Genomic DNA, 26,540 nt, shown 5'->3' on the forward strand with positions numbered 1-26,540 from the left:
CTCCTCCACAGATACCCCAGGGGGTAATTTACTCCCCAGCACGGGGCTACGCCGAAGACCAAGGATGACACTTGCGGCGAGGCTCGGGAGGTGTCGTGCGTCTCAGGCGGCGTAGCGGCGGAGGAACATCTCGACCCCGTCCGTGACGAGCCGCTCGCTCAGCCCCTCGGCGAGCTCCGTCCCGTACTGCTCGAAGACCATCTGCGGGAAGACCAGCAGCGAGTAGAGCTGGAGGACCGCGACCTCCAGGTCGGGGATCTCCAGGAGGCCCCGGTCGGCGAGGGCGCGCAGCGCGTCCGCGACGGCGGGGTGGTGGCCGGCCGGGCCGTGGGCGCGCCAGGCGCGGCCCAGCTCGGGGAATCGGTGGAGCTCGGTGGCGACGAGCGTGCGCAGGGCGCGGCCCTCGTCGTCGGCGCGTACGGCCCGGGCCCAGGCGTGGCCGGCGTCGGTGAGGGCGGCCTTGAGCGCGTCGGGCCCCTCGGCGGCGACGAGCAGCGCGAGGTCCGGCCCTTCCGCGCCCTCTCCCGAGGCCAGGGGCTCGTCGAGGGCGCCGGCGACGACGGCGGTGAAGAGCGCTTCCTTGCTGCCGAAGTGGTTGTAGACGGTGACCTTGGAGACGCCCGCCTCGGCGGCGATGGCGTCCATGCCGACGCCGAAGCCCTCGCGGAGGAAGAGGTCGCGGGCGGCCCGTACGACGGCCTGCCGCTTGCGGGCGGCGCGGGCCCCGGTGGGTGCGGGCTTGGATGCGGCGGGACCGTCCGAGGGCTGCGCGTTCATACCGGTCACCCTACAACCGAACTGTACCGTTGAGTTCAACTGTACTGTGCCGTACAGTTCAGTTATGACGGCTCACCCGGACGCCCAAGCCCACACCCCTGCCCACTCCACACCTTCCGCCCCCGCCACCCCTGGCCACTCGGCCCCCCAGCACCCCCACGGCGACCCGCATCCCCGCCGCTGGACGGCCCTCGCCCTGATCTGCGCGGCCCAGTTCATGCTGATCCTCGACGTCACCGTCGTGAACGTCGCGCTGCCCGCCCTCTCCGCCGACCTCGACCTCGGGCGCACCGCCCTGACCTGGGTCGTCACCGCGTACACGCTCTGCTTCGGCGGGCTCATGCTCCTCGGCGGCCGCCTCGCCGACGCCCTGGGCGCCCGCCGCGTCCTCCTCGCCGGACTCGCCCTCTTCACCACGGCGTCCCTGGTCTGCGGCCTCGCGGCGAACGCCCCCGTGCTGCTCGGCGGCCGCATCGCCCAGGGCATCGGCGCCGCGCTCCTCTCCCCGGCCGCGCTCGCCCTCGTCACGACCGCCTTCCACGGCGCCGAGCGGGCCAAGGCCCTCGGCGCCTGGGCGGCGATCGGCGGCACCGGCTCGGCCGTCGGCGTCCTGCTCGGCGGCGCCCTCACGGAAGGACCGGGCTGGCCCTGGGTCTTCTACGTCAACGTCCCGGTGGGCCTGGCCCTGCTGGCCGCGCTCCCGCGCGTCCTCCCCGCGGACACCGCCGCCCGTTCCCGTACGCACACCCGCCTGGACGTCCCCGGCGCCCTCCTCGTGACCACGGCCACCGGCGCGCTCGTGTACGGCCTCGTGCAGGCGGGCGACTCCGGCTGGGCCTCCGCGGCGACCCTGCTGCCGCTGCTCGGCGCGCTCGCGCTCTACGGGGTCTTCGCCGCGGTCGAGCGGGCGAGCAGCGCCCCGCTGATGGACCTGAGGATGCTGAAGCGGCGCCCGGTCGTGGCGGGCTCCCTGCTCATGCTGGTCGCGACGGCGCTGCTGATCTCGTTCTTCTTCCTGGGCTCGATGCAGCTCCAGCACGTCTACGGCCTCGGGGCCCTCCGCACCGGCCTGCTCTTCCTCCCGATCGCCCTGACCACCGCGATCGGCGCCCACCTCGGCTCGCGCCTGGTGACGACGGCGGGCCCGCGCGCCTGCGCCACCGGCGGCCTGGCCCTGGCGGCCCTCGGCTGCCTGCCGCTGACCTTCCTCACCCCGGGCGCCAACCCCTGGGCCACCCTCCTGCCGGCCCTCGCCACGGCCTCCTTCGGCCTGGGCGCGGTCTTCGTCGCGGCGACCACCACCTCCCTCGGCCTGATCGCCCCGCACGAGGCCGGCCTCGCCTCCGGCATCGTCAACACCTTCCACGAGGTCGGCGGCTCCATCGGCATCGCCGCCGTGTCCACCCTCGCCCTCACCGCCACGACGGAGGCGACGCCGGCCGGCTTCACGGCGGCCTTCACCCTCTGCACGGCAGCGGCGGCCGCGGCGGCCCTGGCCGCCCCCTTCCTCATCCCCCGGGGCACCCCCCGCCCGACGGGCGGCCCCCACGGGATGCACTGAGGAAGGGAGCCAGGTCGCCCTCTCAGCCCTGCCTTCAGTCCTGCCTTCAGTCCTGGCTCGGACCGCCCTCGTCGACCGGCCGGATCACCACCGCGTACTCGGGGGAGCCGGCCGGGACCGGGCAGCGGGCCACCTGGGCGGCGATCTCCGTGACGCGGTCCAGTGAGGCGCAGTCGAGGAGCCAGTAGCCGGCGAGGACTTCCTTGGTCTCCGCGTACGGGCCGTCGGTGACGACCGGCCTGCCCTCCCCGTCCACCGTCACGAAGCGGGTCGTGGACGGGGCGGCGAGGCCCTGGGCGTCGAGCATCTCGCCACGGGCGGTCAGCTCGGTGTTGATCGCGTTCATGTGCTCGAACATCGTCTTGAGCGCCGCCTTGTCCCAGGCGGGGCTCCCGGCGGAGCCGCGGCCCACCATCGCCTCGTAGTCGGCCTGCGAGCCCTGCACCATCACCAGGTACTTCATGACGTCCTCCTAGCCTCCGGGTTCCGTTTCTGCCCTTTCGCAGGAGAGTCGGAGCCGGCGGACGGTTCTCGACACCGCGCGGACAACAGCCGGAAAGACGGGAGAAATCACCCGACCGACCCATGATTCCAGGGTGCACGCACTCAGCTTCTCCACCGCCTTCATCGCCTTCTTCTCCGTCGTCGGCCCGCCCAAGGTGCTCCTCTCGTTCGCCGGCCTCGCCCAGATCCACTCCGCCCGCCAGCTGCGCTCCATCGCCCTCGTCTCCTCGGGCCTGGCCGTCCTCGTCGGAGTGGGCACCGGCATCACGGCCCCGTGGCTGCTCGATCTCTTCCACATCAGCACGCCCGCGCTCATGCTCGCGGGCGGCGTCATCTTCTTCCTCTACGCCCTCGGGCTCGTCCTCGGTCTCCACATCGGCCCCGTCAGCGTCCACCAGGACGCCCCGGACCTGGTCAGCGGAGTGCGCGAGCTGCTCACGCCGTACGTCGTGAGCCCCCTCGCCATGACGGCGATCCTCATCGGGGGCGCCTCCGGCGACTCCTTCGGCTGGCGCTCGACCGTCGTCCTCGCGTACGCGGCCGTCATCGCCCTCGACCTGGCCTGCGTCCTGCTCCTCGCCGGCGTCCTGCGCCGAGCCAAAGGAACCACCATCGAGCTCCTCGGCCGGCTCCTCGGCCTGCTGCTCGCCGCGGTCGGCGTCGACCTCGTCCTCAACGGCCTCGCCGAGCTGGGGGTCCCCGGACTCGGCGACACCGAGTAGGCGGGTGCCGGTGATCAGGTCGCGGCGAGCTCCCGTTCCAGGGGCGTACGGAACCGGGGTGTCACGCGTACGTCCCCCACCCACGCCGCCAGCCGCTCCGCCTCCGCCCCGATCGCCCGCTCCGCCTCCCGGCCCACGTCGGCCAGCAGGCGGCGGGCGATCACCCCGTCCGGCCGCTGCGCCCACACCCCGACGATCCGGCCGTCCCACCACACCGTCGGCGCGATGTTCCCGCTGCGGTCGTACAGCGCGGCCCGGTGCTCCGGGTCCTGGTACCAGTCCCGGGCCTGCCAGCCCATCGCCGTCGGGTCCAGCGCGGGCAGCAGCGCCGCCCACGGCTCCGGTGCCGGTACGGGGTCGAGGTCGTCCGGCAGGACGAAGCCCGTCCCGTGGGCCAGCGTCACCGGCACCGCCCCCACCGCGGCGAGCGCCCCGCGCACGTCGGTGACCTTCCACCCCGTCCACCACTTCAGATCCGCCTCGCTCGCCGGCCCGCAGGCCGCCAGCCAGCGCCCGATCAGCTCGGCCCGCGCCTCCGCGGCCGGGACCTCCGGGGCCGGGAGCTCCGCAGCGGGGGCCTCCCCGGTGCGCGCGTACGGGAGCGTCCAGCGGAAGCGGCTCGACGTCCACGTCCCCTGCGGCCGCCCCCGGACGATCCGCCCCTCCATGCCGAGGATCCGCAGCACCCGGCTCGCCACGGACTGGACGCCCTCCTGGCGCGTGCCCGGCCCGTACACGTACGTCTCCCGCAACCTCGGTACGGCCGCGCCCAGTTCGGTGCCGGTCGCCTCCCCGCGGACGGCCAGTTCGGCGAGGACGAGCCGCTCGGTCTCCGCCAGCCAGTCCTCGTCGAAGGAGCTTCCCTCCGCCAAGTGGCGTACGAGCACGGCCCGTTCACGGACGGCCGCCGGGAGGGCCGTCGAGGACCGCACGGCCGGCGCGAGGGAGGACGGGAACACGAAGACCGTGTGCCGCATGCCGTGCATCCGGATCAGGGACCCGTCCTCGTACAGTGCCCGCTCCAGCTCCCCGACGGGCCCGGCGTCCCCCGCCAGCCGCGCCCCCACCGCGAGGAACACACTCGCCGGGTCCGTCCCGTGCAGCGCCACCAAGGAGTCCCCGACCTCCTCCGCCGTCGCCGCCCGCGCGGCCCCGGCCAGCCGGTGCCGCACCGCGAGCCGGGCCCTGCGCTCGGCGTCGCCGATCGTTCTCGTACGCGTCTCACTCATGGGGCCAAGCATGAAGTCAGGAGCGCCCCGAACCGACGAGCGAACCGACGGGGGAGCCGACGAAGGAGCGTCCGGAGGAGCGCCCGGAGGAGCCGAGGAAGCCCGTCACCGTCTCCACGAACTCGTCCTCCTTCTCGAAGAAGACGACATGCCCGGCGTCGATCTCCGCGTACGTGCTGCCGTCGATCGCCGCGTGCAGCGCCCGGCTGTTCTCCACCGGTACGGTCGCGTCCTGAGCGCACCCCACGACCAGCGTCTCCGCCGTGATCCGGGGCAGCAGCTCCCGGATGTCGACCTCCAGGTCGAGCGCCACGTGCCGCAGGGTGCCGGGAGTGGGCGGCATGTTCGGGATGAGCCCCTCGACGCCCTCGCGGCCGATGCCGTTGAGGAAGCCGCGGCTGAACCCGGTCATCGTCACGCTCCGCCCGAAGCCCGCCGGATCGTACGTACCGAGCCGCTGCCACAGCGTGAACAGGTTCCGCAGGTACTCGTCGCCGTCCGTGTACGCCCAACCCGCCACCAGCACCAGCTTGTTCACCAGGTCGGGGCGGAGGGCGGCGACGGCCGCCGATACCGGGGAGCCCATCGAGAAGCCGAGCAGGTCGACCGGCCCGGTACCCGCCGCCTCGATCACCGCGATCACCTGCGCGGCGAGCGACTCGACGGTCAGCGGCCCGCCGTCGTCGACGGTCAGGTCGGCACCGGACAGATCCAGCGTGATCACCGTGCGGTCGACGGTGAAGCGGGGCGTCGTCCCGCCCCAGGTGAGGGCGGAGCCGGCCGAACCGGTGCCGTGGACGAGGAGGAGGGCGGGACCGGCGCCCGAGCCCTGGACGTCGTAGTGGACGTGGGCGGTGCCGACGGTGACGGTGGCCATGATCGCTGCTCCCGGTGGAGTGGAGGGGGTGAGTGGCTGACACCGAGGACTCTGCCGACCTGCGGGAACGGGCGGGAGAGCCCTTCCGACCCTGGGATCGGCAGTCCCTGGATACGGCCTGGATGAGCCCCCGCTCCTCCGGCAGGATGGTCCGTATGACGACGATCGACCGACGCGAACTCGCCGACTTCCTGCGCCGCTCCCGCGAACGGGTCCGACCGCAGGACGCCGGCCTCCCGGCCGGTCCCCGCCGCCGTACGCCCGGGCTGCGCCGCGAGGAGGTCGCCCAGCTCGCCGGCATGTCGGCCGACTACTACATCCGCCTGGAGCAGGCCCGGGGCCCCCATCCCTCACCCCAGATGCTGGCCGCGCTCGCCCGCGCGCTGCGCCTCGACACCGACGGGCGGGACCACCTCCACCTCCTCGCCGGGCACCGCCCGCCCGCCGGGCCCACCGTGGGCGACCACGTCTCACCCGGCCTCCTGCACCTCCTGGACCAGCTGGACACGACTCCGGCGCAGGTCCTCAGCGACCTCGGGGACGTCCTCGCCCAGAACGCCATGGCCCGCGCCCTGCTCGGCGGCGTGTGCACGGTGTCCGAGCACGGGCGGAACGTGGTGTGGCGCTGGTTCGCCGACCCCGAGGGCCGTGCGGCGTACCCGGCCGAGGAGCACGCGTACTACAGCCGCCTCCACGTCGCCGACCTGCGCGCGGCCGTCGGCCGCCGCTCCGGCGACCCGGCAAGCGCCCGTCTGGTGGAGCGACTGCGCGGGGCGAGCGAGGAGTTCGCGGAGCTGTGGGCGCTGCACGAGGTGGCGGTCCGGCGGCACAGCCGGATGCGGGTCGTGCACCCGGTGATCGGCCCGGTGGACCTGGACTGCCAGGTGCTGCTGGCCCCGGAGGGCGAGCAGCGGCTCGTGATCCACACACCGCCGCCGGGCACGGACGCGGGGGAACGACTGGCGCTGCTCAGGGTGGTGGGCGGGGAACAGTTCGCGCCGGCGCAGGGGGGATAGGCGCCCGGGCACCGCCCGCGCCCCTGTCTCGCTCCGGCCCGGCCCTAGTCCTATCTACCTACCTACCCACCCACCCCGGCCCTGGTCTCACCCCGCCGCCCGCTCCTCCAACGGCCGCCGCCGCAGGCCCGATTCGGTGAGGGCACGGGGGCGCCAGACGCCGTCCGGCGGGTAGAGGTTCGTCCCCGGCGGCACGATCGCGTCGATCCGGTCGAGGATCTCGTCCGCGAGCACCACCGTCGCCCCCTTCAGGAGTCCCTCCAGCTGCTCCATCGTGCGCGGCCCGAGGATGACGGAGGTCACCGCCGGGTGCGCGGTCACGAAGGCGATCGCCAGCTCGGGCAGGCTGCACCCGATCTCGTCCGCCAGCGCGACGAACTCCTCGACGGCGTCGAGCTTCGCGGCGTTGACCGGCAGCGTCGGGTCGAAGCGGTGCGGGGTGAGCGCGGCCCGCCCGCTGGTCAGGTCGATCGGCGCGCCCTTGCGGTACCGGCCGGTGAGGAAGCCGGACGCGAGCGGGCTCCAGGTCAGCACCCCCATCCCGTACCGCTGGGCCACGGGCAGCACGGACGCCTCCACGCCGCGCGCGAGCAGCGAGTAGGGCGGCTGCTCGGAGCGGAAGCGGCGCAGCCCGCGTCGCTCGGCGACGGCGTGCGCCTCGACGATCTCCTCGGCCGGGAAGGTGGAGCAGCCGAACGCCCGGATCTTCCCCTGGGTGACGAGGTCGCCGAGGACGTCGAGGGTCTCCTCGATGTCCGTACCGGGGTCGGGCCGGTGGACCTGGTAGAGGTCGATCCAGTCGGTACCGAGCCGCCGCAGGCTGTTCTCGACGGCGAGGGTGATCCAACGGCGGGACAGCCCGCCCTTGTTGGGGCCCTCGCCGCCCATCGGGAAGTACACCTTGGTGGCGAGGACGGTCTCCTCGCGGCGCCGGGAGTCGCGCAGCGCCTTGCCGACGATCTCCTCGGACTCCCCGGCCGAGTACATGTCGGCGGTGTCCACGAAGTTGATGCCCTGGTCGAGGGCGGCGTGGATGATCCGTACGGATTCCTCGTGGTCGGGATTGCCGACGGCACCGAACATCATGGTGCCGAGGCAGTAGGTGCTGACGTCGATCCCGGTCCCGCCGAGTGTTCGATAGCGCATGCGCGCACTCTAGGAATGAGAGTGCGCTCCAAGGCAAGAGCGAAAGGCCGCCGGGGCTGACGGGGCAGGTCGGGCCGATGGGGCAGGCCAGGCCGACCGGGCAGGCCGGGGCGGCCCGGCAGACCCGGTCAGCCCAGGAACTCCGTCAGCAGCGAGTGCAGGACCTCGGGCCGCTCCAGATGGACGTCGTGTCCGGCGCCGGGCACGCCGACCCCGTGCAGGCCGGGCCGGAGCCGGACCATCTCGGCGTACTCCTCGTCGCCGATGATCCCGTCCTGTTCGCCCTGTCCGAGGACGGCGAGGGTGGGGCAGGTGATCGCCGCCCACTCGTCCCAGAAGGCGCGGGTGGCGTTGTCGTCGAGGGACCGGACCATGATGTCGGTGTCGAAGCGCGGCCAGAGCCCGTCGGCGCGCTCGTCGAGACCGCTAGCCCACCCTTCGCCGACGGGCCGCTTCCCGCCGCCGAGGTACGCGACGGCCGCCTCTCGGGTGGGGAAGGGCACGGGCCAGGCGGCGAACCACGCGCCGATGGCGTCCTGCACGCCGGGGTTCGACCCGCCGGGCCCGGCCTCGACGAGGACGAGGGCGCTCGGCAGCTCGGGGCGGGCGGCGGCGGTGAGCAGCGCGGTGTGCCCGCCGAGGGACTGCCCGACCAACGCGGGCTGCCGGAGCCCGAGTTCGGTCACGACGGCGATGACGTCGGCGACGTACGCGGCGCGCGAGACGTCCGCGGGCCGCCGCTCGCTGTTCCCGTGGCCGCGCTGGTCGAGGGCGAGGACGCGGTAGCCGGCGCCGCACAGGGCGCGGGCGGTCGCGTCCCACTCCCCGGCGTGCCCGGCGAGCCCGTGGAGGAGGAGCACGTCGGGCCCGGAACCGCCCCAGTCGCGACAGGACAGGCGTACCCCGTCACGCGCCACGACGACACGCTCGGACCAGCGGAAACGCGAATGATCACCCATCCCCCCATCCTCCTCTACGGGTTGAGGAGCTGGTCGGCGACGGCGGTCCTGGCGTAGAGGACGGAGCGCCCGCTGCGGTGGGCGGTGACCAGGCCGGCGTTCCGCAGGGCGATGAGGTGCTGGGAGACGCCGGCGGCGGACAGGCCGCAGTGGGTGGCGAGCTGGGTGGTGGAGGCCGGGGTGTCGAGCTCGGTGAGCAGCAGGGTGCGGGAGCGGCCGAGGACGGCGGCGACGGCGTCCGTGGCGCCGGTGGTACGGGGCTCCCACAGGGTGCCGATGCCCCGGGCGGGGTAGGCGAGCTGGGGCGGATCGGGGTGGACGGACCGGGTGAGGACCTTGGGCCAGGCGAAGGCGGAGGGGATGAGCAGCAGCCCGGAGCCGGCCTGGTCGCGGGTGAGCGAGCAGTGGCGGCGTACGAGTCGCAGGGTGCCGTCGTCCCACCGTACGGTCTCGTGGAGTTCGCTCAGGACCCGGGCCGAACCGTGCTCGGCGACCTGGCGGGCCCGGTGGAAGACGTCGGCCTCCAGGAGCTTCTGGATACGGGCCCAGTAGGGCGCGAGTCCGATCTCCCAATACGTGTCGACCTCGTCGGCGACCTTGCGGAGGGCGGCCTCGGGGGCCTCGTGCAGCAGCCGGCGCCGGGCCCCGTCGCCGCCCTCGACCGCGAGTCGGCGGAGGTCGTCGCGTACCTGCTCGGGCGGGGTGCGGCGGATGGCGTCGAGCTCGGCGTCGAGGGTGGGGAAGGGGCCGGTGGGGGTGGGGTTGAGGAAGTCGGCGAGGTAGCCGTGGGCGGGGACGAGGGCGGCGAGCCAGCCGCGGTCGAGTCCGGCCCGGACGAGGCGGGGGCGGACCTGGGCGGCCCAACGGCGGTGCGGGGAGGCGCCGGTGCTGTCGGGGTGCCGGGCGAGGAGACGGAAGCTGGTGACGACCTCCCACATGGGGGAGACGGCGAAGCGGGTCTGGGCGAGATCGGCGGCGGAGAAACGGAGCCCGGATTCCATGGAGTGAGTCACGTCCTCGTCGTCACGGCGGCACTGCGGATGAATGGATTCGTCCTGAGCTTAATCATTGGAGGCAGAGGGGCGAGGGCCAGAGGATCCCCCCATGCCCTCTACCTCCTCGCCTTCCTCCTCGGCCTCCCCCTTCCGAGGTCTCCCGCCCGTCGTCTGGACGATCTTCGCCGGAACGATCGTCAACCGCCTCGGCTACCTCGTCACGCCGTTCCTGGTCTTCTTCCTCGCCTCGCGCGGAGTGACCGGCACCGACACCTCGTACGTCCTCGGCGCCCTCGGCGCGGGCAACCTCATCGGCCCGGCCGTCGGCGGCATCCTCGCCGACCGCATCGGCCGCCGGACGACGATGCTGATCGGCCTGATCGGCGCGGCGGCGGCGCAGGGCGCGCTGTTCCTGGCGCCGGGGGTGTGGACGATGGCGGCGGCGTCGCTGCTGATCAGCACGGCGGGCAGCACGGTGTCGCCGGCGGCGTACGCGCTGCTGGCCGACGCGGTCGACAGCGAACGCCGCCAGCGCGCGTACGCCCTCTTCGGCTGGGGCGTGAACATCGGCACCGCCGTCGCGGGCGTCCTGGGCGGCTACCTCGCCGCCCACGGGTACTGGCTGCTGTTCGCGGTGGACGCGGGTTCGATGCTGCTGTACGCGGGGGTGGTGGCGACGCGCCTGAAGGACCCGACCCGAGCGACGCCCTCGACGACCGGGAAGAAGGACGGAATCGGCTACGGAGTGGTCCTCCGAGACCGCCTGGCCCTGCTTCTCCTGCCGCTCTTCGGCATCCAGCTCTTCGTGTACTCGCTGACCGAGGTCGCGCTTCCGCTGGCGGTCCGCGACAGCGGCCTCTCGCCGGCGGTGTACGGGGCGATGGCGGCGGTCAACGCGGTCCTGGTGGTCGCCCTCCAGCCCTTCGCGACCGCCCGGCTGGCCAAGCTGCCGCAGCTGGCGGTGCAGTGCGCGGGCAGTGTCCTGATCGCGGCGGGCGTCGCGCTCACCGGCCTCGCGGACGGGGTCGTCGGCTTCACGGTGTCGGTCGTGGTCTGGTCGCTCGGCGAGGTCGTGGTCGCCGGCATCGCCGCCGGCGTCGTCGCCAACCTCGCCCCGGCGCACGCCCGGGGCCGCTACCAGGGCGCCTTCAGCTGGACGTGGGGAGTGGCCCGCTTCGCGGCCCTCACCGTGGGCGTCGCGGCGTACACGAGCCTGGGCCCGGCCGCGCTGTGGTGGACGGCGCTGGTGGCGGGAACGGCGGCCGCGGTCGCGACCCTGGCCCTGGCACCCCGGGTCGCCCGCCGCACGGCCCACGAACTGGCGGCCTGAAGACGCCTACTTACCCTCGGCCAGGGTGTGCACGACGAGAGCGGTGGCGTGCCCGTGCCCGAGCCCGTGCTCGGCCTTGAGCCAGGAAACGAGCTCCATGTGCTTGGTGAGCGGCGAGGAACGGATGAGCTCCTGCCACTCGGAGATGGGGCGCCCGTACTTCTTCTCGATGGAGGGGAAGTAGCTGGCGGGACCCTTGGGCGTGTTCTCGGCCACGATGAACTCCTGGTGGGGTGGGGCGGGCAACTGGTCGTATGACTCCCACCCCACCCGGAACTCATCGCCGACCGCAAGATCAATCCCGCCGAATGTGTTCGGGATCGATGTGCCGCCGGACCATGGGCACGGAGGCGAGAGCGGCGGCGAGCAGCACGCCCAGGGCACAGACGAAGAGCAGCGGCAGCCCCTCCCAGTCCCAGTGAACGGCTCCACCCCCGGTGATCAGATAACTGGACTCGGCCAGCCACCCGGTGACGATCGCCGCCCCCAACCCCACGCCCAACGGCAACACCACCTGCACGACCTGCACCACCCGCAAGGTCCCGGCCCGAGCCCCCAACAAGGCGAGCGCGGTCACCTGCCCCCGCCGCTCCATGGCCCGATCGGCCACGGACACGACAAACGCGGCGACCCCGATGACCAGCCCCAACACCATCCCGACGGCCAACAGACTCCGAATCACGGCAAGCTGCGCGAGCGAATCGATCACAATCCCGACGGGCTCGACGGCCGCGGTGGGCGCGATGGCCCCGACACCGTCGAGAACGGAACGGATGGTGGCGGGGTCGGAATCACTGACGAGGGTGAGGGTGCCGGCCGCGTCTGCCAGGTTCGGAGGGACGAGGGAGGGCGGTACGAGCAGGGCGCTCGTGTGGAAGACGGACGGTTGGTACGGCCTCATGCCGATCCGCTCGGGAGGAACGGTGATAACGATCCTTCGGCCGTCACGCGTCTCGAAGGGGAACCGGTCACCAGGCTGAGGGTCCTCCGGGTAAGCAGAGTTGGTGTCGTGCAACTGCATGACCCTTCCGTCCACACAGCCTCTAGCCCACTGAGTCGCTCCGGTGAGCTGGGCGCAAGTGGCGACCAATAGATCGACGCGCTGTCGTAGGTTGCCGTCCAGCGGATCCCATGAGGTGTACGAGGCCACCTGCATCCGCACGTCAGGGACTTGTGTGAGCTGGTGCCTTTGCTTGGCATTCAGTTCGCCGAGACTGATCTTGTACTCCTGAACGGGAGCCGTCCGTCGACTGACCTGGTCCAGTTCGACGAGCACACCCTGCGTGAGCGAGGCCCCGAACACGAGCAGGACGAGCCCGGTGGCGACCCGCAGCGAGGAGCCGGGGTCGACCTCCATACGCCGCATCGCCAACGCCACCGGCAGTGACTTCGACATCCCGGCCATCTGTCGTGCGAGCCATGCCGTGATCGGTGCCAGACCGAAGACGAGCCCGGCGCCGGTCAGCAACACGGCACCGGGCACGAGCACGGAACTGGCGGAACCCCCGGATGGATCCCGACCCATCACACTGAGTACGCAGTACCCGCCGATGACCCCGAGCCCCGGGATCAGCAGCAAGGCGCCGTACATCCTTGGCGGCTTACGCTCCCCGGTCCGCCGGACGCTGATTGGCGACAGGGCTGCCCGTCGCGCACTGAACTGCCCCACGACCCAAGCGAGCGCTGGACACCCGAGCAGACACACGGCAATCGTCGATGCCCCGGGCCGCCCGTCAGCCGGATACCACCGCAGTCCCGGCAACCCGACCCGCGCCATGACCTCGTTGACCCCGAGATACCCGACGACTCCGAGTGTGGCCCCAACGAAGGCGGCAACCACGCTCTCTCCAGCATTGACGCGGAGGGTGTCCTTCACACTGAGCCCGACGAGCCGGAGGGTAGCGAGCCGACGGGCCCTGGATTCGCCGGAGAGGCGAGCGCAGACGGAGAGAAAGATGACGAGGGGGAGCAGCACGATGCACCCGAGGGTGAACCGCAAGATGTCGAGTGTGGATGGGTCGACGATCTGCCGCCACGACCGACCGGTGCCGAAGCTGCCCAGTTGCTCTGCTCCGATTAGCTCGGCTGAAGTGGTGCCGATATAGGCATACAGATCGTCCGAGTCGCCCAATCCCTCTGGCGCGATGGTGCCGATTACGCGCCCAGGGACAAGACCTGCCGCCTGCGGATTGGCTGCCAGGATCTCAACCAGCCTCGGAGAAACGATCGCCTCCCCGGCCTCGGGAAGCTTGTCGATACCTGGTGGCACCGGTGTCGGCCCGGGTTTTGTGCGCGCGACGAAGACCCGATGAAGTGGCTGCGACCCGTACGGGTCCCGAAACTCGCGATATTCGGAGTTGCTATCGCCGGGCCGTGGCTCCCGGGCAGCCGTGCGAGCGTCATGAGCGGTGAGAATCGACGGGATGGTGAGTACTGCGGCAAGACAGGCCACCCCGAGCGCAGATCCGAGTGCCATCAGGAGGAACCGAGCCCGCCCCCTGCGTCCACTGCCATGAAGTAGGCGGAGACCGAGGAGAAACGCGTTCACACCGTCACCCGCTGAGTCAGCAGACCGTCCGACATTGTGTACTGCGTGTCCGCCTTTCCAGCTACGTCGGCGTCGTGCGTGACGATGACCACGGCCGTCTTCTGTCTCCGCGCCAGTTGGAGGAACTCCTCCAACACGGCAGCCGCGTTGGCGCTGTCCAGGGCCCCGGTCGGCTCGTCCGCGAACACCACGTCCGGCCGGTGAACAAGAGCCCGTGCAACCGCCACGCGCTGACTCTGGCCACCCGACAGCTTTGAAGTCCTTCGCCGGAGCAGGTCGCTCATCCCCAGCCGTCCGAGTACTTGGCCGGCCATCGCATGAGCATGCGTCTTACTGATCCCGGCAAGCCGGAGGGGAAGCGCAGCGTTCTCCTCCACGGTCAGCTCGGGCAACAACTCCCCGTACTGGAAGACGAACCCCAAGCGAGTACGGCGCAGGGCGCTCAGCTCCCCGTCGGGGAGAGACGAGAGCTGGACCCCGTCGAAGGTCACCGTTCCGTTGGAGGGAGGAAGAACCCCCGCGAGGCAGTACAGCAGAGACGACTTCCCTGACCCGCTGCTGCCCATGATGGCGGCTACCTCGCCGCGCTTGAGCGTGAAGTCGGCACCGCTGACGGCCTGATGTGTGCCGTATGAAAGATCCACGCCCTCGGCGCGGAGGATGACGTCCATCGTGGTGTGCTCCCTACAGATTGGGAGCCGCACAGAGGCGGCTCCCAGAACCGTCGACTATCGCCGCGAGAACAGCCGCTCTGGGGAGCAGTTGTCCGGCCGCAAGGAGCCACGGTCGCGGCACACCTGCAGCCGGACTTCCTTTGTCTTCAGAACCGCGCCGTCGAAGAAGACCTTGTCGACCTTGACGCTCTTCTTCTGAGTGCCTGTGAAGCGGCCCCACGGATAGCCCTCAACTCGAGAGCGGAGGTAGACGTTGTGGCCGTCATCGTGGTCGTCGTCCCTCAGCTCGCCCTTCACGTGAAGTCCGCTCGGCACCTTGCTCGTGGGCTGCCACTGGTACGTGCCGGCGAACACAACACCTGGGTCGGTGATGAGCAGCGGGTGCTCTGAGTCCGCCACCGCCACCCCCATCCCCCCAAAGAACAGCCCCGCAGCCACCACCGCAGTCGCCAACTTCCGCATCGATAACCCCTGTCTGGTCGAACCGACTGGTCATCACAGAAAGTATCGGCATCACTACACACCGGTGGCCGCAGGAACGTCCCTCCCTCCCAGCACCCCCCTATCCGGTGAACGAGTCCCCTCCCGGCACCAGGAGCACCTTCCCCCGTACGCCCCCGCTCTCGCTCGACCTGTGGACGTCCGCCAGCTCCTCCAGCGGTCGCGTCTCCGTGATGTCCACGGTCACCGCACCCCCGTCCACCAGCGCGATCAGTTCCTCCAGTTGGCTCACGTCGTTCCTGGCCACCATGTGCTGGGACGTCACCGACCGGACCGGGTCCGGCGGTATGGGTGTCGCTATCGAGACGATGTGGCCGCCCGGGCGCACGAGGGCGGGCAGTCTCGCCGCCTCTTCCGTCGTGACGGGGACCAGGTTCAGCAGCAGGTCGACCGGGGACGGCAGGCCCTCCGCGAGCGGGGTCGTCGTGTAGTCGAGGATCCGTCGCGCCCCCTGCCGCCGCACCGCCGCCGCGCTCCTGGCGCTCGCCGTGGCAGTGACGTCCGCGCCCGCGTGGGCCGCCAGTTGGGTGGCGAAGCCGCCGACTCCGCCGCCCGCGCCGTTCACGAGGACCCGCTGTCCCTCCTTCACCCGCCCGTGCTCGAAGGCCGCCTGCCATGCCGTGAGGCCGGCGACGGGCAGCGCGGCGGCGTGTGCGAGTGGTACGGAGGTCGGCGCGGCGGCCAGCAGCCTCGCCGGCGCCGCCACGTACGCGGCCCCGGCCCCGCCGTCGAGTCGGCCCACGACCCGGTCGCCGATCGCGAAGTCCCGTACTCCCGGCCCCACTTCGGCGACGACTCCCGCCACGTCCCAGCCGAGCGTGAACGGCAGGTCCACCGGCAGGAAGCCGTGCAGCAGGCCCGCCCGCAGGGCCGTCTCGGTCGGGTTGAACGAGGTCGCCGCGACCCGTACGAGCACCTCGCCGGCGGCCGGGACGGGCAAGGGGACGTCCTCGTAACGGATTGCCGAGGCGTCGCCGTACTGATGGATCCGGGCGGCCTTCATCGACAGAGGCAGGCGCGGGCTCTGGGGTGATCTTGATGTCGTCATGGGGTGAATCTAGGAGCGTCGAGAGAGACGATCCATGTGTCTGTGTCCCTTCTTCATACGCAGCCGTCTCGCTAGGCTCCCCTCCATGGACGTCCTCAGCGATGTGATCGCCGTGATGCGGACCGGCCGCCCCCGGTCCGCCTCCGTCCGCTGGCACGCGCCCTGGGCGCAGCGTTTCGCCTCCGTGCCGGGATCGGCGGGGTTCCAGGTGGTCCTGGAGGGCACCTGCGTCCTGCGCTCGCCCGGCGCCGGCGCCGGTGACCTCGAACTGGCCGCCGGAGACGTCGTGTTCCTTCCGCACGGCACCGGGCACCTCCTCGCCGACTGCCCCGCCTCCGGGGACGCGCACCACGAGCCGACGCTCAGCGGCCCCGGCGAGGACTGCGCCCCCACCCTCTCGGCCTCCCCCTACGTGTCCGACCGCGTCGACCCGACCGGCCGCGGCGGCCCCGTCACCGCGCTGCTCTGCGGCACGTACCAGCTCGACCCTGCCCGTACGCACCCCCTGCTGCACGGCCTGCCCGACCTGATCCACCTGCCGGCCGCCCGGTCCGGTCGCGCCCCCGAGCTGGCCGCGGCCGTCACGCTGCTCGCCGCCGAGCTGCGGCGGCCCGGGCTCGGCACGGACGCCGCCGTGCCCGCCCTCCTGGACACCCTGCTCCTCTACATCCTGCGCATCTGGTTCGCCGAGCAGGCGGCCGCGGCGGGGCCCGGCGCCTCCGGCTGGGCCGCCGCGCTCGGGGATCCGGCGGTCACGGCCGCGCTGCACGCGATGCACCGGTCGCCCGACGCGCCCTGGACGGTGGAGCGCCTCGCGGCGGAGGCGGGTCTCTCGCGGGCCCCGTTCGCCCGCCGGTTCGCCGCGCTCGTCGGGCGGCCGCCCCTCGCGTACCTCACCTGGTGGCGCATGACCCTCGCCGAGCGGCTGCTCCGGACGACGGACGCCCCGCTCCGTGCCGTCGCCGAACAGGTCGGTTACGGAACGGAGTTCGCCTTCTCGGCGGCCTTCAAGCGCGTCCACGGCTCGGCCCCCGGCGGCTACCGGCGCACCACCCGCCGCACCGCCGGCCGTACCGCCAGCCGTACCGCCACCTCCGGCGGGTAGCCGGAGGTCAGGCTCCCTGGTCCTGCCGTCCGCGCGCCGCCTCCGCCAGCGCCCGGTCCAGCGGCGCGAAGAGCGTGCCCTCGGCCGGGATGATGCCGCCGGGGCCGAGGTCGCGGTCGAGTCCCGTGGCCTTGAGGGTGCGGACGAGACCGGGTTCCGCGCCCGCGATGACGAGGCGGCCGCCGTGCCGTTGGAGCTCCGTCACGTAGCGGCGGAGGAGCTTGACGACGGTCGAGGACGGCACGTCCGGAACGCCCCGCATGACGAGGACGAGCACGGCGCCCGGAGCGTCGTCCGGGCGCGGCAAGGTGTCCTCGATGTGGGGGAGTTCGGCGAAGAAGCCGATGCCGTCGTAGTAGAGGACGGTGGTCTCGCCCGCGGTGAGGCGTTTCGGCGGCTCGGCCGTGCGCCAGCCGCCCTCCTCGTCGCGTACGAAGGCGACGAGACGGGCGCGGCGGGCGGCCTGGGCGCAGTAGAGGAGGAGGGAGAGGACCGCGCCGAGCACGATGGCCTGCTGGAGCGGGAGTTGGGTGGTGGCGAGGAACGTCAGGATCATCGCCGCCGACGACAGGCGCGAGGTGCGGAGCACCAGCAGGATGTCGCCCCGCTTCCCCCAGATCAGTTCGCCGCCGACGACGAGGATCAGCCCGCCGATCACGGGCATCGGGATGCGTTCGGCGAGCGGGGCGCAGATCAGGACGATGACGGCGAGCAGGATGCCGGAGAAGATGCCGGCCCAGCGGGTGCGGGCCCCGGCGGAGACGGCGACGCCCGTACGGGAGAGGGAGCCGCCCGCGGGCAGCGACTGGAAGAAGCCGCCGGCGAGGTTGGCCAGGCCCTGGGCGGCGAAGTCGCCGTTGACGGAGGAGGAGCGGGAGCCGTCCGGGTTGGGTACGGAGGGGCCGATGCTCGCGGCCTGGGCGAGGGCGACGAGGGCGACGGCGACCGAGCCGCCGAGCAGCTCGGGGACGACGGAGAGGTCGGGCGCGGAGAAGCCGGGCAGTGAGGCCGGGATGTGGGCGATGTCCCGGACGAGTTCCACGTCCGTCCCGAGAACGGCCACGGCGACGCTCGCCAGGACCATCGCGACGAGCAGGGCGACGGGTTCGAGGCGTTTCACGCGCCGGGTCACGGCCCAGACGGCGATCGTGGCGACGGCGACGAGGGTCGCGTCGAGCGCCCAGTCGCCGATGTGGGCGAGCCAGTCGCCGAGTTGATAGAGCCGGTTGTGGCCCTGCGGCTTGTAGCCGGTGGCGTCCTTCAGTACGCCGGTGACGATCTGGAGGGCGATGCCGGTGGAGAAGCCGGTCATGACGGCGTTCGAGACGAAGCTCATCACCGCCCCGAGCCGCAGCACGCCCATCAGGAGCATGACGAGCCCGGCGAGGAGCGTGAGGGTCGCGATGTTGCCGGGGTCCTTCGCGTCGAGACCCGCGTCGGACAGGACGCTCTGGGAGGTGAGGGCGATGGCGCTGGTCAGGGTGGTGACCATGAGGACGGTGCGGGCGGTGACGGAGCCGACGATCGCGGGGACGACACCGGCGTAGAGACCGGCGACCGGGTTGAAACCGGCGATGGCGGCGTACGCCATGCCCTCGGGGATGGAGAAGAGGCCGGTGACGAGGCCGGATCCCACGTCGGCGGGCTGGGGCCGTCCGAGGCGCCGACCGAGGCGCCGGCCGAACCCCCGCCCTGGCCGCCGCCCCGCCTGCCCCGTCCACACGGTCTTACGGCTCCGCCCCGATGTACGGCGGCTCCGCCCCCCTCGGGTCATCCCGCCAGTCCGCTGATCGCGTCGCCGACGTACTTCGCCCCGAGGACCACGAGCACCACCATCATGATCGCCGCGTTGTGCCGGGACATCCAGATCTTCCAGCCGCCGAGGGTCTGCGCGGACCGCTCGCCGCCGAGCAGGTAGACGGCGAGCGGTGCCAGGGCGCAGAGGGAGGCGATCAGCACCATCAGGACGGCGGCGACGGTCTTGCCGCCGGCCGAGGCGCCGCTGCCGGCGATGGAGACGGCGCCGCCGATCGCCAGGACCAGGTTCTTCGGGTTGGCGACCACGAGGGCCGCGGCGAGGCCTGCCGCCTTGCCGGGCGTGAACCGGTCGATCGCCTTCATCCAGCCCGGCGGCTCGGGCTCCTGCCCCTCCCGCGGACGGTCCTTCCACTGCTTGGCGCCCATGAGGAGGAACAGGACGCCGAGCCCGAGCTTGAGCCACAGCGTCCAGTCGGCGGGCCCGTCGTCACCGGAGGCGCCCGCGCCCGAACCGAGCAGGACGACGGCGGTCACGATGACGGCGAGCGAGACCATCCAACTCGCCGTGAACGCGATGCCGTTGCCGCGCCCGCGCGGGGTCGCCAGCATCAGGATGACCGCGATGAGAGGGACGGGGCTGATGGCGATGCCGACGGCCGAGGTCAGCATCTGTCCGACAGCGTCGCCCATGGGGATCAGCCCCGCTTTCCTCTGTCGTGGTTCTGCGAACTCGGGTCAGTTCGCGAAGACTTCGCGGAGCTTGGCTTCCTTCTCGCTGTCCAGGTTGGACTGGATCAGCTCGGCGTGGCCGTTCGGGAAGGCGTCCTTCACGCGGTCGACGACGGCGTCGGCGGACAGCAGGAAGAGCGCTGAACTACCCGGTGTCACCTTCGACTTGACCGAGTCGATGAAGTCGTCGTCGATGCCGACGTCGGCCATCTTGCCGCCGAGCGCACCGGCGGCCGCGCCGACCGCCGCGCCGAGGAGCGGCATGAAGAAGAGGAGGCCGAAGAGCATGCCCCAGAAGGTGCCGGAGAGCGCGCCGGCGCCGGTGAGGTTGTTGAGCTGCTTCGTCTTCGGCTTGCTCGCCTCCTCCGGCCAGCTGACGGTGGCTGCGTCGATGACCTTGATCAGCTCCTGCTTCTGCAGCTGGAGCAGGGTGTCCTCCACGGCCCCGGCACCCTCGGGTGCATCGAATTTCCACACGGTCAACGTGGCCACGTCCAGCCTCCAGAAGCTCGCCCAACGGCGCTCGGCAACAGGTAGCCCTAGTAAATGCGGTGATCACGAATGGCGCATCTCGGACATATGGGTGAGGTGTGCGAGGCGGTAGGCCAAGGACGGCCAAGGACGGCCAAGGACGGCCAAGGACGACCAAGGACAGTCAAGGGCGACCACGGGTGACCACGGGCGACCAAGGACGGCCAAGGAACCGGGTCCCCGTAGGGGTGATCATCGGTGCGCCTGCGTGAAGGGGCGCCGCGCCCTGGCCAGGGTGGCGCGCATGCACCTTCCCTCCCTCTCCCCTGCGCCCTCTCCTCCCCTTGCCTCTCGCCGCCTGCGCCGCGCACTGCTCCCGTTCGTGGCCGCGGTCGCGCTCCTCGGCACGGCCGGCACGTCCGTGGTCACGGCGGCGGAGTCGTGCGGATCGGTCATCACGGCCCCGCTCGCGCGGCCCGTCTCCGCCGACGACCCCTGTCCCAGCACCGACCCGGTCGTGTGCCGGATCCGCGTCCTGCCGATGGACGAGAAGGTCGAGGCCCAGCGGACGCGGATGCGGTACCACGGGCTCCTGGAGGACATGCACCGTACCGAGGCGAACATGCGCGAGGCGGGCTTCACCGACGAGGAGATCGCCCGGGAGCTCGTCGACATGCGGAACCAGGCGAAGGAGATCACCCGCGCGGGCATGAGCCCGGAGGAGGTCCGCATCCTGGAGGAGCGGAACCTCGCCAAGTACGGAAACCCGCTCGGCCCGAACGCGGATCAGCTGTACGCCAAGTACGGTTCGTGGCAGCAGGTCATCGACGCCTCGATGCGTACGAGCTACGCCGTCGACCGCGAGCTCAGCCTCGAATACCGCCCCTGCCCCGTGTAGCCCCGCAGGACGCTCCCGCTCCGGGAATGCCAGAGGGCCGGGCCGCTTGATGCGGTCCGGCCCTCTGGGGCTGCCGTGCCGTGGCCGACACAGCGGTCCTACAGCTTGCTCATCTTGGAGTACGGGCTCAGGATCCGCTCTTGCACCGAGCCGAAGTCGACAAGTGCGGCGACTCCGTCCTCGATGCCGATCACTCGGCCGAGGCCGTACATGTCGTGTGTCACCTGGTCGCCCACGGCGAACTCCTTGGGCGGCGGGGCGACCGGGGCCTTGAAGGGACTGGTCGGCAAGTAGCGCTTCGGTGCAGCTGGCTTTGTCATTGCGACCAGTATGCGCCCGCGAACGGCCCTGTGCGGTGGTCGTCCGCCGACGAATACGACGGAAGCCGGGGTCGAACCCCCGACGGGGGACCGCCAGAGGAGCGCCAGAACACCGCCAGAACACCCCCTGAGCACCGCCAGAGCGCCGCTCAGGGGGCCGGAACGCCTACGCGATCCAGCCCTCTGAGCTGCTCGTCACATGCGCGTGAGGGCGGGTTCGGGGTCGGGCCTGCCCGCCGGCGCCCCGGGGGCCTCGTGGTGCCGGAACAGCTTGCTCGGCCACCACATCCACCGACCCACGTCCAGGGTCAGCGCGGTGACCAGCACCGAGCGGACGATCATGGTGTCAAGCAGTACGCCGAACGCCACCGCGAACCCGAGCTCGGCCGCGAACACCAGCGGCAGCGAGGCCATCGCCGCGAAGGTGCCGGCCAGCACCAGACCCGCCGAGGTGATCACACCCCCGGTGGTGGACAGGCCCAGCAGCGCGCCGCGCCGGGTGCCGTGCAGCAGCGCCACTTCACGCACCCGGGTGACCAGGAAGATGTTGTAGTCGATGCCCAGGGCGACCAGGAACACGAAGGTCAGGAGCGGGAAGGAGGCTTCCGCGCCGGCGAAGCCGAAGACGTGCTCGAACACCAGGCTGCTCACGCCGAGGGCCGCCCCGAACGACAGCACCACCGTCGCCATGAGCAGCAGCGGCGCGACGATCGCCCGCAGCAGCAGCGCGAGGATGAGGAGCACCACCACCAGCACGATGGGGATGATCACCTTGGAGTCGCGGGCGGCCGCTTCCTGCGTGTCCAGCATGATCGCCGTGCTGCCGCCGACCTGGGCGTCCGCGCCCTCGATCGTGTGGACCGCGCTTCTGACCTGCTCGACGGTGCGGATCGCGGCCTTGCCGCTGGGGTCGTCCTTGAGTTCCCCGAGCATGATGACCTCGCCGTCCTTGGCCGCCATCGGCGTCGAGACACCGACGACTCCCGGTACGCCGGACAGCGCGGCCCTCACCTGCTCCGCCGAGGCGGCCCTGGCCACGACGACGACGGGGTCGCCCGACCCGGCCGGGAAGTGCTCGGACTGGATCCTCTCGCCGACGGCCATCTGAGGTGTGCCGGTGAACTGGTCCTTGTTGGACAGTCCCTCGGCCTTGAGCCCGAGCATCCCGAGCGCCATGGCGCCGAGGACGAGCGTGGTGCCGATCCACACGATCCGCGGCCGGCGGGAGACGGCGGTGCCGACCCGGTTCCAGATGCCTTCCCTGACCGCCTCGGCCGATCCGTACGACGGCTTCGCCGGCCAGAAGATCCAGCGGCCGCAGATGACCAGCAGGGCCGGCATCAGGGTGACCATGGCGAGCAGCCCGACGAGGACGCCGACGGCGCAGGCCGGCCCGAGGCCCTGGGTGGAGCTGAGCGTGGCCAGCATCAGCAGCATCAGGCTGACCGCGACGGTCGCGGCGCTGGCGATGATCGCGGGACCGGAGCGGTACAGGGCCTCGGCCATCGCCTCGTGCCGGTCCTCGTGCCGCAGCAGCTCTTCCCGGTAGCGGGAGATGAGCAGGAGCGCGTAGTCGGTGGCGGCGCCGAACACCAGCACCGTCAGGATGAAACTGGTCTGCTTGTTGACGACGAGCCCGGCGTTCTTCGCCAGCAGGTAGATCACCGCCTCCGACGTGACCAGGGCGACGCCCGCGGTCAGCAGGGGCAGCAGGGGCAGCAACGGGCTGCGGTAGGTGAGCAGCAGCATCACGACGACCACCAGCGCGGTGATCGTGGTCAGGGCGCCCCCTCCGCTGAACGCCTTGATCGAGTCGGACGCGTATCCGCCCGGTCCGGTGACGTGGAAGCCGAGACCGTCGGCGTTCTCCTCGCCGACCTCGGTCATCGCGTCGACGGTCTTGCCGATCCCTTCCCAGCCCGTCTTGTCCTTGTGGAGCTGGACCACGGTCTGGATGGCCTTGCCGTCCTGGGCCTTGAACGGTCCCTGGGGCTGCCCCACGACGTTGTCGATGCCCTTGAAGGCTTCGGCGTCGGCTCGGGCCTCGGCCATGTCGGCAGCGGTGACGCCCTCGGGCCGGTCGTAGACCACGATCGCGGGCACGGTGTCGGCACGCTGGAACTTCTCGGCCCGTTCGACGACCTTGGTCGACTCCGCGTTACCGGGCAGCCAGGCCGAATTGTCGTTCTCCTCGACGTCGCCGAGCTGTCCGGCCAGCATCAGGACGGGGATCAGCAGGACCGCCCAGAGCGCGAGGACGACCCACTTCCCCACTCTTCCGCCGGGCAACGCAGCCAGTCTTCGCATCATGTCGATTCCTCCACCGTGGGCTCGCGTCGCGGACGCATTCCGCACTACGAGCGATGCAGGGACCAGAAATGTGAGGTCCGTGGCCGGAATGTGACCCACGCCTCACCGGAGGACGCGAACTGGGGTGACGGAACACGGAACGCAGAAGACCCCGACCGGTTTCCCGGTCGGGGTCTTCGTGTGCCTGGTGGGGCACTGGCGGAGGATACGAGATTCGAACTCGTGAGGGGTTGCCCCCAACACGCTTTCCAAGCGTGCGCCCTAGGCCACTAGGCGAATCCTCCGGTCGGAACATTACATGACCGAGGAGGGTGCTCGCGAACTCGATTCGATCAAGGGGGTGCGAGGGGGTCGTACGGAGGTCAGGGGGAGGTCAGGCGGAGGGCGGCGGAGGCCAGGCGGAGGTCGGGCCGAGGCCAGGCGGAGGTCGGGCCGAGGTCGGCGGAGGCCAGGCGGAGGTCGTACGGGGCTCGCCTGATCGTGCGCCTGGGTGCGCGCCAGGGTGGGTGCGTGAGCGTGCGCCTGGGTGTGTGCGTGAGCGTGTTCGAAGGGGGTCCGCGCGGGGCGGAGAGGGTGTGTGACGGGGGGTGGGTCGGGGGGCTCCCGGGATCGGGTACGCTGGGCGGAGCCCCTCACGCGGCGCTATCTGACTGAACTCCCCCAGGGCCGGAAGGCAGCAAGGGTAGGTTGGCTCTGGCGGGTGCGTGGGGGGCGCTTGCGTTCCCGGGCGGGGTGGATTCCGCCGGGTGCGGAACGCGGCGGCGGCGAGAGGTCCGCCCGGTGGTTTTTCCCGGGTTGTCGGTGGGCGCCTATAACCTCGTATACGTGTCGTCTCTCGCGCTGTACCGCCGCTATCGCCCCGAGTCCTTCGCCGAGGTCATCGGGCAGGAGCATGTCACCGACCCGTTGCAGCAGGCCCTGCGGAACAACCGGGTCAATCACGCGTACCTGTTCAGCGGGCCCCGTGGGTGCGGAAAGACGACCAGTGCGCGGATTCTGGCCCGGTGCCTGAACTGCGAGCAGGGTCCGACCCCGACGCCCTGCGGCGAGTGCCAGTCCTGCCGCGACCTCGCGCGGAACGGGCCGGGGTCGATCGACGTCATCGAGATCGACGCCGCGTCCCACGGTGGTGTGGACGACGCCCGTGACCTGCGGGAGAAGGCCTTCTTCGGGCCCGCGTCCAGCCGGTACAAGATCTACATCATCGACGAGGCGCACATGGTCACCTCGGCGGGCTTCAACGCCCTCCTGAAGGTGGTCGAGGAGCCGCCGGAGCACCTCAAGTTCATCTTCGCCACGACCGAGCCCGAGAAGGTCATCGGCACCATCCGGTCGCGGACCCACCACTACCCCTTCCGCCTCGTGCCGCCCGGCACCCTGCGCGAGTACCTCGGCCAGGTCTGCGGGCAGGAGGGCGCCTCCGTCGAGGACGGCGTGCTGCCGCTCGTCGTGCGCGCCGGCGCCGGGTCCGTCCGTGACTCGATGTCCGTCATGGACCAGCTGCTCGCCGGTGCCGCCGACGACGGTGTGACGTACGCGATGGCGACCTCCCTCCTCGGCTACACGGACGGGTCCCTGCTCGACTCGGTGGTGGACGCCTTCGCGGCCGGCGACGGCGCCGCCGCCTTCGAGGTCGTCGACCGGGTCGTCGAGGGCGGCAACGACCCCCGGCGCTTCGTCGCCGACCTCCTGGAGCGGCTGCGCGACCTGGTGATCCTGGCCGCCGTGCCGGACGCCGCCGAGAAGGGGCTCATCGACGCCCCGGTCGACGTGATCGAGCGCATGCAGGCGCAGGCGTCCGTGTTCGGTGCCGCCGAGCTCAGCAGGGCCGCCGACCTGGTCAACAGCGGCCTGACCGAGATGCGCGGCGCCACCTCGCCCCGGCTCCAGCTGGAGCTGATCTGCGCGCGCGTGCTGCTGCCCGCCGCCTTCGACGACGAGCGTTCGTTCCAGGCGCGCCTCGACCGGCTGGAGCGCGGGGCCGCGTCCGGAGCCGGAGTGGGGGCCGGGGCCGTCTACACGCCCGCGCCGCCCGCGCCCGCCATGGGGTACGTGCCCGGGCCCGAGGCCCACACCCCGATGGCCCCGCCCCCGCCCGCCCCGGCGCCCGCGCAGCCCGTGCAGCCCGCACAGCCCATGCAGGCCGCGCAGCCCGTGCAGGCCGCCCCCGTGCCCGAACCCGCCCCCGCCGCTCCCGCAGCCCCCGCGCAGGCCCAGCCGCCCGCGTCCCGGCCCGGCGCCTGGCCCGGCGCCGCCGCCCCCGGCAGCGGTGCGCCCGGCGCGTGGCCCGGCGCGTCCGCCCCGGCGGCCCCCGCCGCGCAGGCGCAGGCCCCGGCCGCCCCCGCCCCCGTACACGCGCAGCCCGCGCCGCAGGCCCCCGCTCCCGCTCCCGCGGCCGGCGGCGGTGGTGGCGGAGACACGGCGCAGGTGCGGAACCTGTGGCCGCAGATCCTCGACGCCGTCAAGAACCGGCGCCGCTTCACCTGGATCCTGCTCAGTCAGAACGCGCAGGTGGCAGGCTTCGACGGCACCACCCTCCAGCTCGGCTTCCTCAACGCCGGCGCCCGCGACAACTTCGCGAGCAGCGGCAGCGAGGAGGTCCTGAAGCAGGCCCTCGCCGAGACGTTCAACGTGCAGTGGAGGGTCGAGGCGATCATCGACCCCTCGGGCGGGGCCAATCCGCCGCCCGCCGCCACCGGCTTCGGCGGCGGACGGCCGCAGGCCCCCGCCCCCGCCTTCCAGCAGGCCCCGCCGCCCGCCCCCGTACAGGCGCAGCCCGCGCCTGGCGCCGGCTTCCCGCAGGCGTCCGGCCCCGGCTTCGCCCCGGCGCCGGCGCAGGCCCCCGAGCCCGTGTACGCGCCGCCCGCGCCGCAGCCCGTGGCGCCCGAGGACGACGTGCCCGAGGAGGACGATCCCGACCTCGTCGACTCGGCCCTGTCCGGGCACGACCTGATCGTGCGCGAGCTCGGAGCCACCGTTGTGGAGGAATACACGAACGACTAGGGCCGTCTCGCTCGGTGGCCCGCACAAGGGGCATCCCGGCCGGCGGGCTACCCTGGCTG

The 26,540-nt window shown here is 72.0% G+C and carries 24 protein-coding genes, 1 tRNA gene and 1 other RNA gene; 8 read left to right on the plus strand and 18 right to left on the minus strand.

Annotated features, from left to right (window positions below; all coding sequences use genetic code 11):
• Positions 1-102: 102 nt before the first annotated feature.
• Positions 103-777, minus strand: coding sequence for a TetR/AcrR family transcriptional regulator (locus ACZ6K0_RS21230; RefSeq protein WP_469231380.1), 675 nt, complete (start codon positions 775-777; stop codon positions 103-105).
• Positions 778-841: 64 nt separating this feature from the next.
• Between ACZ6K0_RS21230 and ACZ6K0_RS21235 the strand changes: the two genes are divergently transcribed.
• Positions 842-2,338, plus strand: coding sequence for an MFS transporter (locus ACZ6K0_RS21235; RefSeq protein ID WP_469231382.1), 1,497 nt, complete (start codon positions 842-844; stop codon positions 2,336-2,338).
• Between the two features lie 46 nt (positions 2,339-2,384).
• Here ACZ6K0_RS21235 and ACZ6K0_RS21240 read toward each other — a convergent pair whose 3' ends face one another.
• Positions 2,385-2,801: a YciI family protein gene (locus ACZ6K0_RS21240; protein WP_376398187.1), complete on the minus strand. Its 417-nt coding sequence runs from the start codon at positions 2,799-2,801 to the stop codon at positions 2,385-2,387.
• A 133-nt stretch (positions 2,802-2,934) separates the two neighbouring features.
• Here ACZ6K0_RS21240 and ACZ6K0_RS21245 point away from each other — a divergent pair, with 133 nt between their 5' ends.
• A complete protein-coding gene (locus tag ACZ6K0_RS21245; RefSeq protein WP_376398190.1) occupies positions 2,935-3,564 on the plus strand; it encodes a MarC family protein in 630 nt (209 codons plus the stop codon).
• A 14-nt stretch (positions 3,565-3,578) separates the two neighbouring features.
• Here the strand turns inward: ACZ6K0_RS21245 and ACZ6K0_RS21250 are convergent, their stop codons facing one another.
• Positions 3,579-4,793 (minus strand): winged helix DNA-binding domain-containing protein, encoded by a 1,215-nt coding sequence (locus tag ACZ6K0_RS21250; RefSeq protein ID WP_469231384.1) that lies wholly within the window; start codon positions 4,791-4,793, stop codon positions 3,579-3,581.
• A 16-nt stretch (positions 4,794-4,809) separates the two neighbouring features.
• Positions 4,810-5,670: an alpha/beta fold hydrolase gene (locus ACZ6K0_RS21255; RefSeq protein WP_469231386.1), complete on the minus strand. Its 861-nt coding sequence runs from the start codon at positions 5,668-5,670 to the stop codon at positions 4,810-4,812.
• 155 nt (positions 5,671-5,825) lie between these two features.
• On the opposite strand from ACZ6K0_RS21255, the gene ACZ6K0_RS21260 reads away from it, so the two are divergent.
• Positions 5,826-6,686, plus strand: coding sequence for a helix-turn-helix transcriptional regulator (locus ACZ6K0_RS21260; RefSeq protein ID WP_376398200.1), 861 nt, complete (start codon positions 5,826-5,828; stop codon positions 6,684-6,686).
• Positions 6,687-6,773: 87 nt separating this feature from the next.
• Here the strand turns inward: ACZ6K0_RS21260 and ACZ6K0_RS21265 are convergent, their stop codons facing one another.
• From ACZ6K0_RS21265 to ACZ6K0_RS21275, 3 genes are all read right to left on the minus strand, one after another.
• Positions 6,774-7,832 (minus strand): aldo/keto reductase, encoded by a 1,059-nt coding sequence (locus ACZ6K0_RS21265; protein ID WP_469231388.1) that lies wholly within the window; start codon positions 7,830-7,832, stop codon positions 6,774-6,776.
• 128 nt (positions 7,833-7,960) lie between these two features.
• Positions 7,961-8,791 carry an alpha/beta fold hydrolase gene (locus tag ACZ6K0_RS21270; protein WP_376398206.1) on the minus strand — a complete coding sequence of 277 codons (831 nt, stop codon included), beginning with the start codon at positions 8,789-8,791 and terminating at the stop codon, positions 7,961-7,963.
• Between the two features lie 14 nt (positions 8,792-8,805).
• Positions 8,806-9,792, minus strand: a complete 987-nt coding sequence (locus ACZ6K0_RS21275) for an ArsR/SmtB family transcription factor (protein WP_376398208.1) — start codon at positions 9,790-9,792, stop codon at positions 8,806-8,808.
• A 103-nt stretch (positions 9,793-9,895) separates the two neighbouring features.
• On the opposite strand from ACZ6K0_RS21275, the gene ACZ6K0_RS21280 reads away from it, so the two are divergent.
• Positions 9,896-11,116, plus strand: coding sequence for an MFS transporter (locus tag ACZ6K0_RS21280; protein ID WP_376398211.1), 1,221 nt, complete (start codon positions 9,896-9,898; stop codon positions 11,114-11,116).
• A gap of 6 nt (positions 11,117-11,122) precedes the next feature.
• Here ACZ6K0_RS21280 and ACZ6K0_RS21285 read toward each other — a convergent pair whose 3' ends face one another.
• From ACZ6K0_RS21285 to ACZ6K0_RS21305, 5 genes are all read right to left on the minus strand, one after another.
• Positions 11,123-11,332, minus strand: coding sequence for a DUF4287 domain-containing protein (locus tag ACZ6K0_RS21285; RefSeq protein WP_376398214.1), 210 nt, complete (start codon positions 11,330-11,332; stop codon positions 11,123-11,125).
• Between the two features lie 79 nt (positions 11,333-11,411).
• Positions 11,412-13,592 carry an ABC transporter permease family protein gene (locus ACZ6K0_RS21290; RefSeq protein ID WP_469231391.1) on the minus strand — a complete coding sequence of 727 codons (2,181 nt, stop codon included), beginning with the start codon at positions 13,590-13,592 and terminating at the stop codon, positions 11,412-11,414.
• A 68-nt stretch (positions 13,593-13,660) separates the two neighbouring features.
• Entirely contained in the window at positions 13,661-14,335 is a 675-nt protein-coding gene (locus ACZ6K0_RS21295) for an ABC transporter ATP-binding protein (protein ID WP_469231393.1), read from the minus strand.
• A 57-nt stretch (positions 14,336-14,392) separates the two neighbouring features.
• Positions 14,393-14,800, minus strand: coding sequence for a hypothetical protein (locus ACZ6K0_RS21300; RefSeq protein WP_469231395.1), 408 nt, complete (start codon positions 14,798-14,800; stop codon positions 14,393-14,395).
• A 100-nt stretch (positions 14,801-14,900) separates the two neighbouring features.
• Positions 14,901-15,887, minus strand: coding sequence for an NADP-dependent oxidoreductase (locus tag ACZ6K0_RS21305; protein ID WP_469231397.1), 987 nt, complete (start codon positions 15,885-15,887; stop codon positions 14,901-14,903).
• Between the two features lie 85 nt (positions 15,888-15,972).
• Between ACZ6K0_RS21305 and ACZ6K0_RS21310 the strand changes: the two genes are divergently transcribed.
• Entirely contained in the window at positions 15,973-16,992 is a 1,020-nt protein-coding gene (locus tag ACZ6K0_RS21310) for an AraC family transcriptional regulator (protein ID WP_469231399.1), read from the plus strand.
• 7 nt (positions 16,993-16,999) lie between these two features.
• On the opposite strand, the gene ACZ6K0_RS21315 is transcribed toward ACZ6K0_RS21310, so the two are convergent.
• The 3 genes from ACZ6K0_RS21315 to ACZ6K0_RS21325 form a co-directional block, all read right to left on the minus strand.
• Complete coding sequence (locus ACZ6K0_RS21315) at positions 17,000-18,628, minus strand: SulP family inorganic anion transporter (RefSeq protein WP_469231400.1); 1,629 nt, start codon at positions 18,626-18,628, stop codon at positions 17,000-17,002.
• A 134-nt stretch (positions 18,629-18,762) separates the two neighbouring features.
• On the minus strand, positions 18,763-19,440 hold the full coding sequence (locus ACZ6K0_RS21320; protein WP_376398233.1) for a GAP family protein: 678 nt from the start codon (positions 19,438-19,440) through the stop codon (positions 18,763-18,765).
• A 45-nt stretch (positions 19,441-19,485) separates the two neighbouring features.
• Entirely contained in the window at positions 19,486-19,971 is a 486-nt protein-coding gene (locus ACZ6K0_RS21325) for a DUF1269 domain-containing protein (protein ID WP_376398236.1), read from the minus strand.
• Between the two features lie 283 nt (positions 19,972-20,254).
• On the opposite strand from ACZ6K0_RS21325, the gene ACZ6K0_RS21330 reads away from it, so the two are divergent.
• Entirely contained in the window at positions 20,255-20,848 is a 594-nt protein-coding gene (locus tag ACZ6K0_RS21330; protein WP_469231402.1) for a hypothetical protein, read from the plus strand.
• Positions 20,849-20,946: 98 nt separating this feature from the next.
• Here ACZ6K0_RS21330 and ACZ6K0_RS21335 read toward each other — a convergent pair whose 3' ends face one another.
• The 3 genes from ACZ6K0_RS21335 to ACZ6K0_RS21345 all read right to left on the minus strand — a co-directional run bounded on the left by ACZ6K0_RS21335 (position 20,947) and on the right by ACZ6K0_RS21345 (position 23,762).
• Positions 20,947-21,168: a hypothetical protein gene (locus ACZ6K0_RS21335; protein ID WP_376398242.1), complete on the minus strand. Its 222-nt coding sequence runs from the start codon at positions 21,166-21,168 to the stop codon at positions 20,947-20,949.
• 195 nt (positions 21,169-21,363) lie between these two features.
• On the minus strand, positions 21,364-23,478 hold the full coding sequence (locus tag ACZ6K0_RS21340) for an MMPL family transporter (RefSeq protein ID WP_376398245.1): 2,115 nt from the start codon (positions 23,476-23,478) through the stop codon (positions 21,364-21,366).
• A 196-nt stretch (positions 23,479-23,674) separates the two neighbouring features.
• Positions 23,675-23,762: transfer RNA gene (locus tag ACZ6K0_RS21345), tRNA-Ser, on the minus strand.
• 339 nt (positions 23,763-24,101) lie between these two features.
• Here ACZ6K0_RS21345 and ffs point away from each other — a divergent pair.
• Both ffs and ACZ6K0_RS21355 read left to right on the plus strand, forming a co-directional pair.
• Positions 24,102-24,200: signal recognition particle sRNA small type (gene ffs / locus ACZ6K0_RS21350), an RNA gene on the plus strand.
• A 103-nt stretch (positions 24,201-24,303) separates the two neighbouring features.
• Complete coding sequence (locus ACZ6K0_RS21355; RefSeq protein WP_469231404.1) at positions 24,304-26,481, plus strand: DNA polymerase III subunit gamma and tau; 2,178 nt, start codon at positions 24,304-24,306, stop codon at positions 26,479-26,481.
• Positions 26,482-26,540: the final 59 nt, after the last annotated feature.

The organism is Streptomyces sp. NPDC042346, from assembly GCF_055581845.1.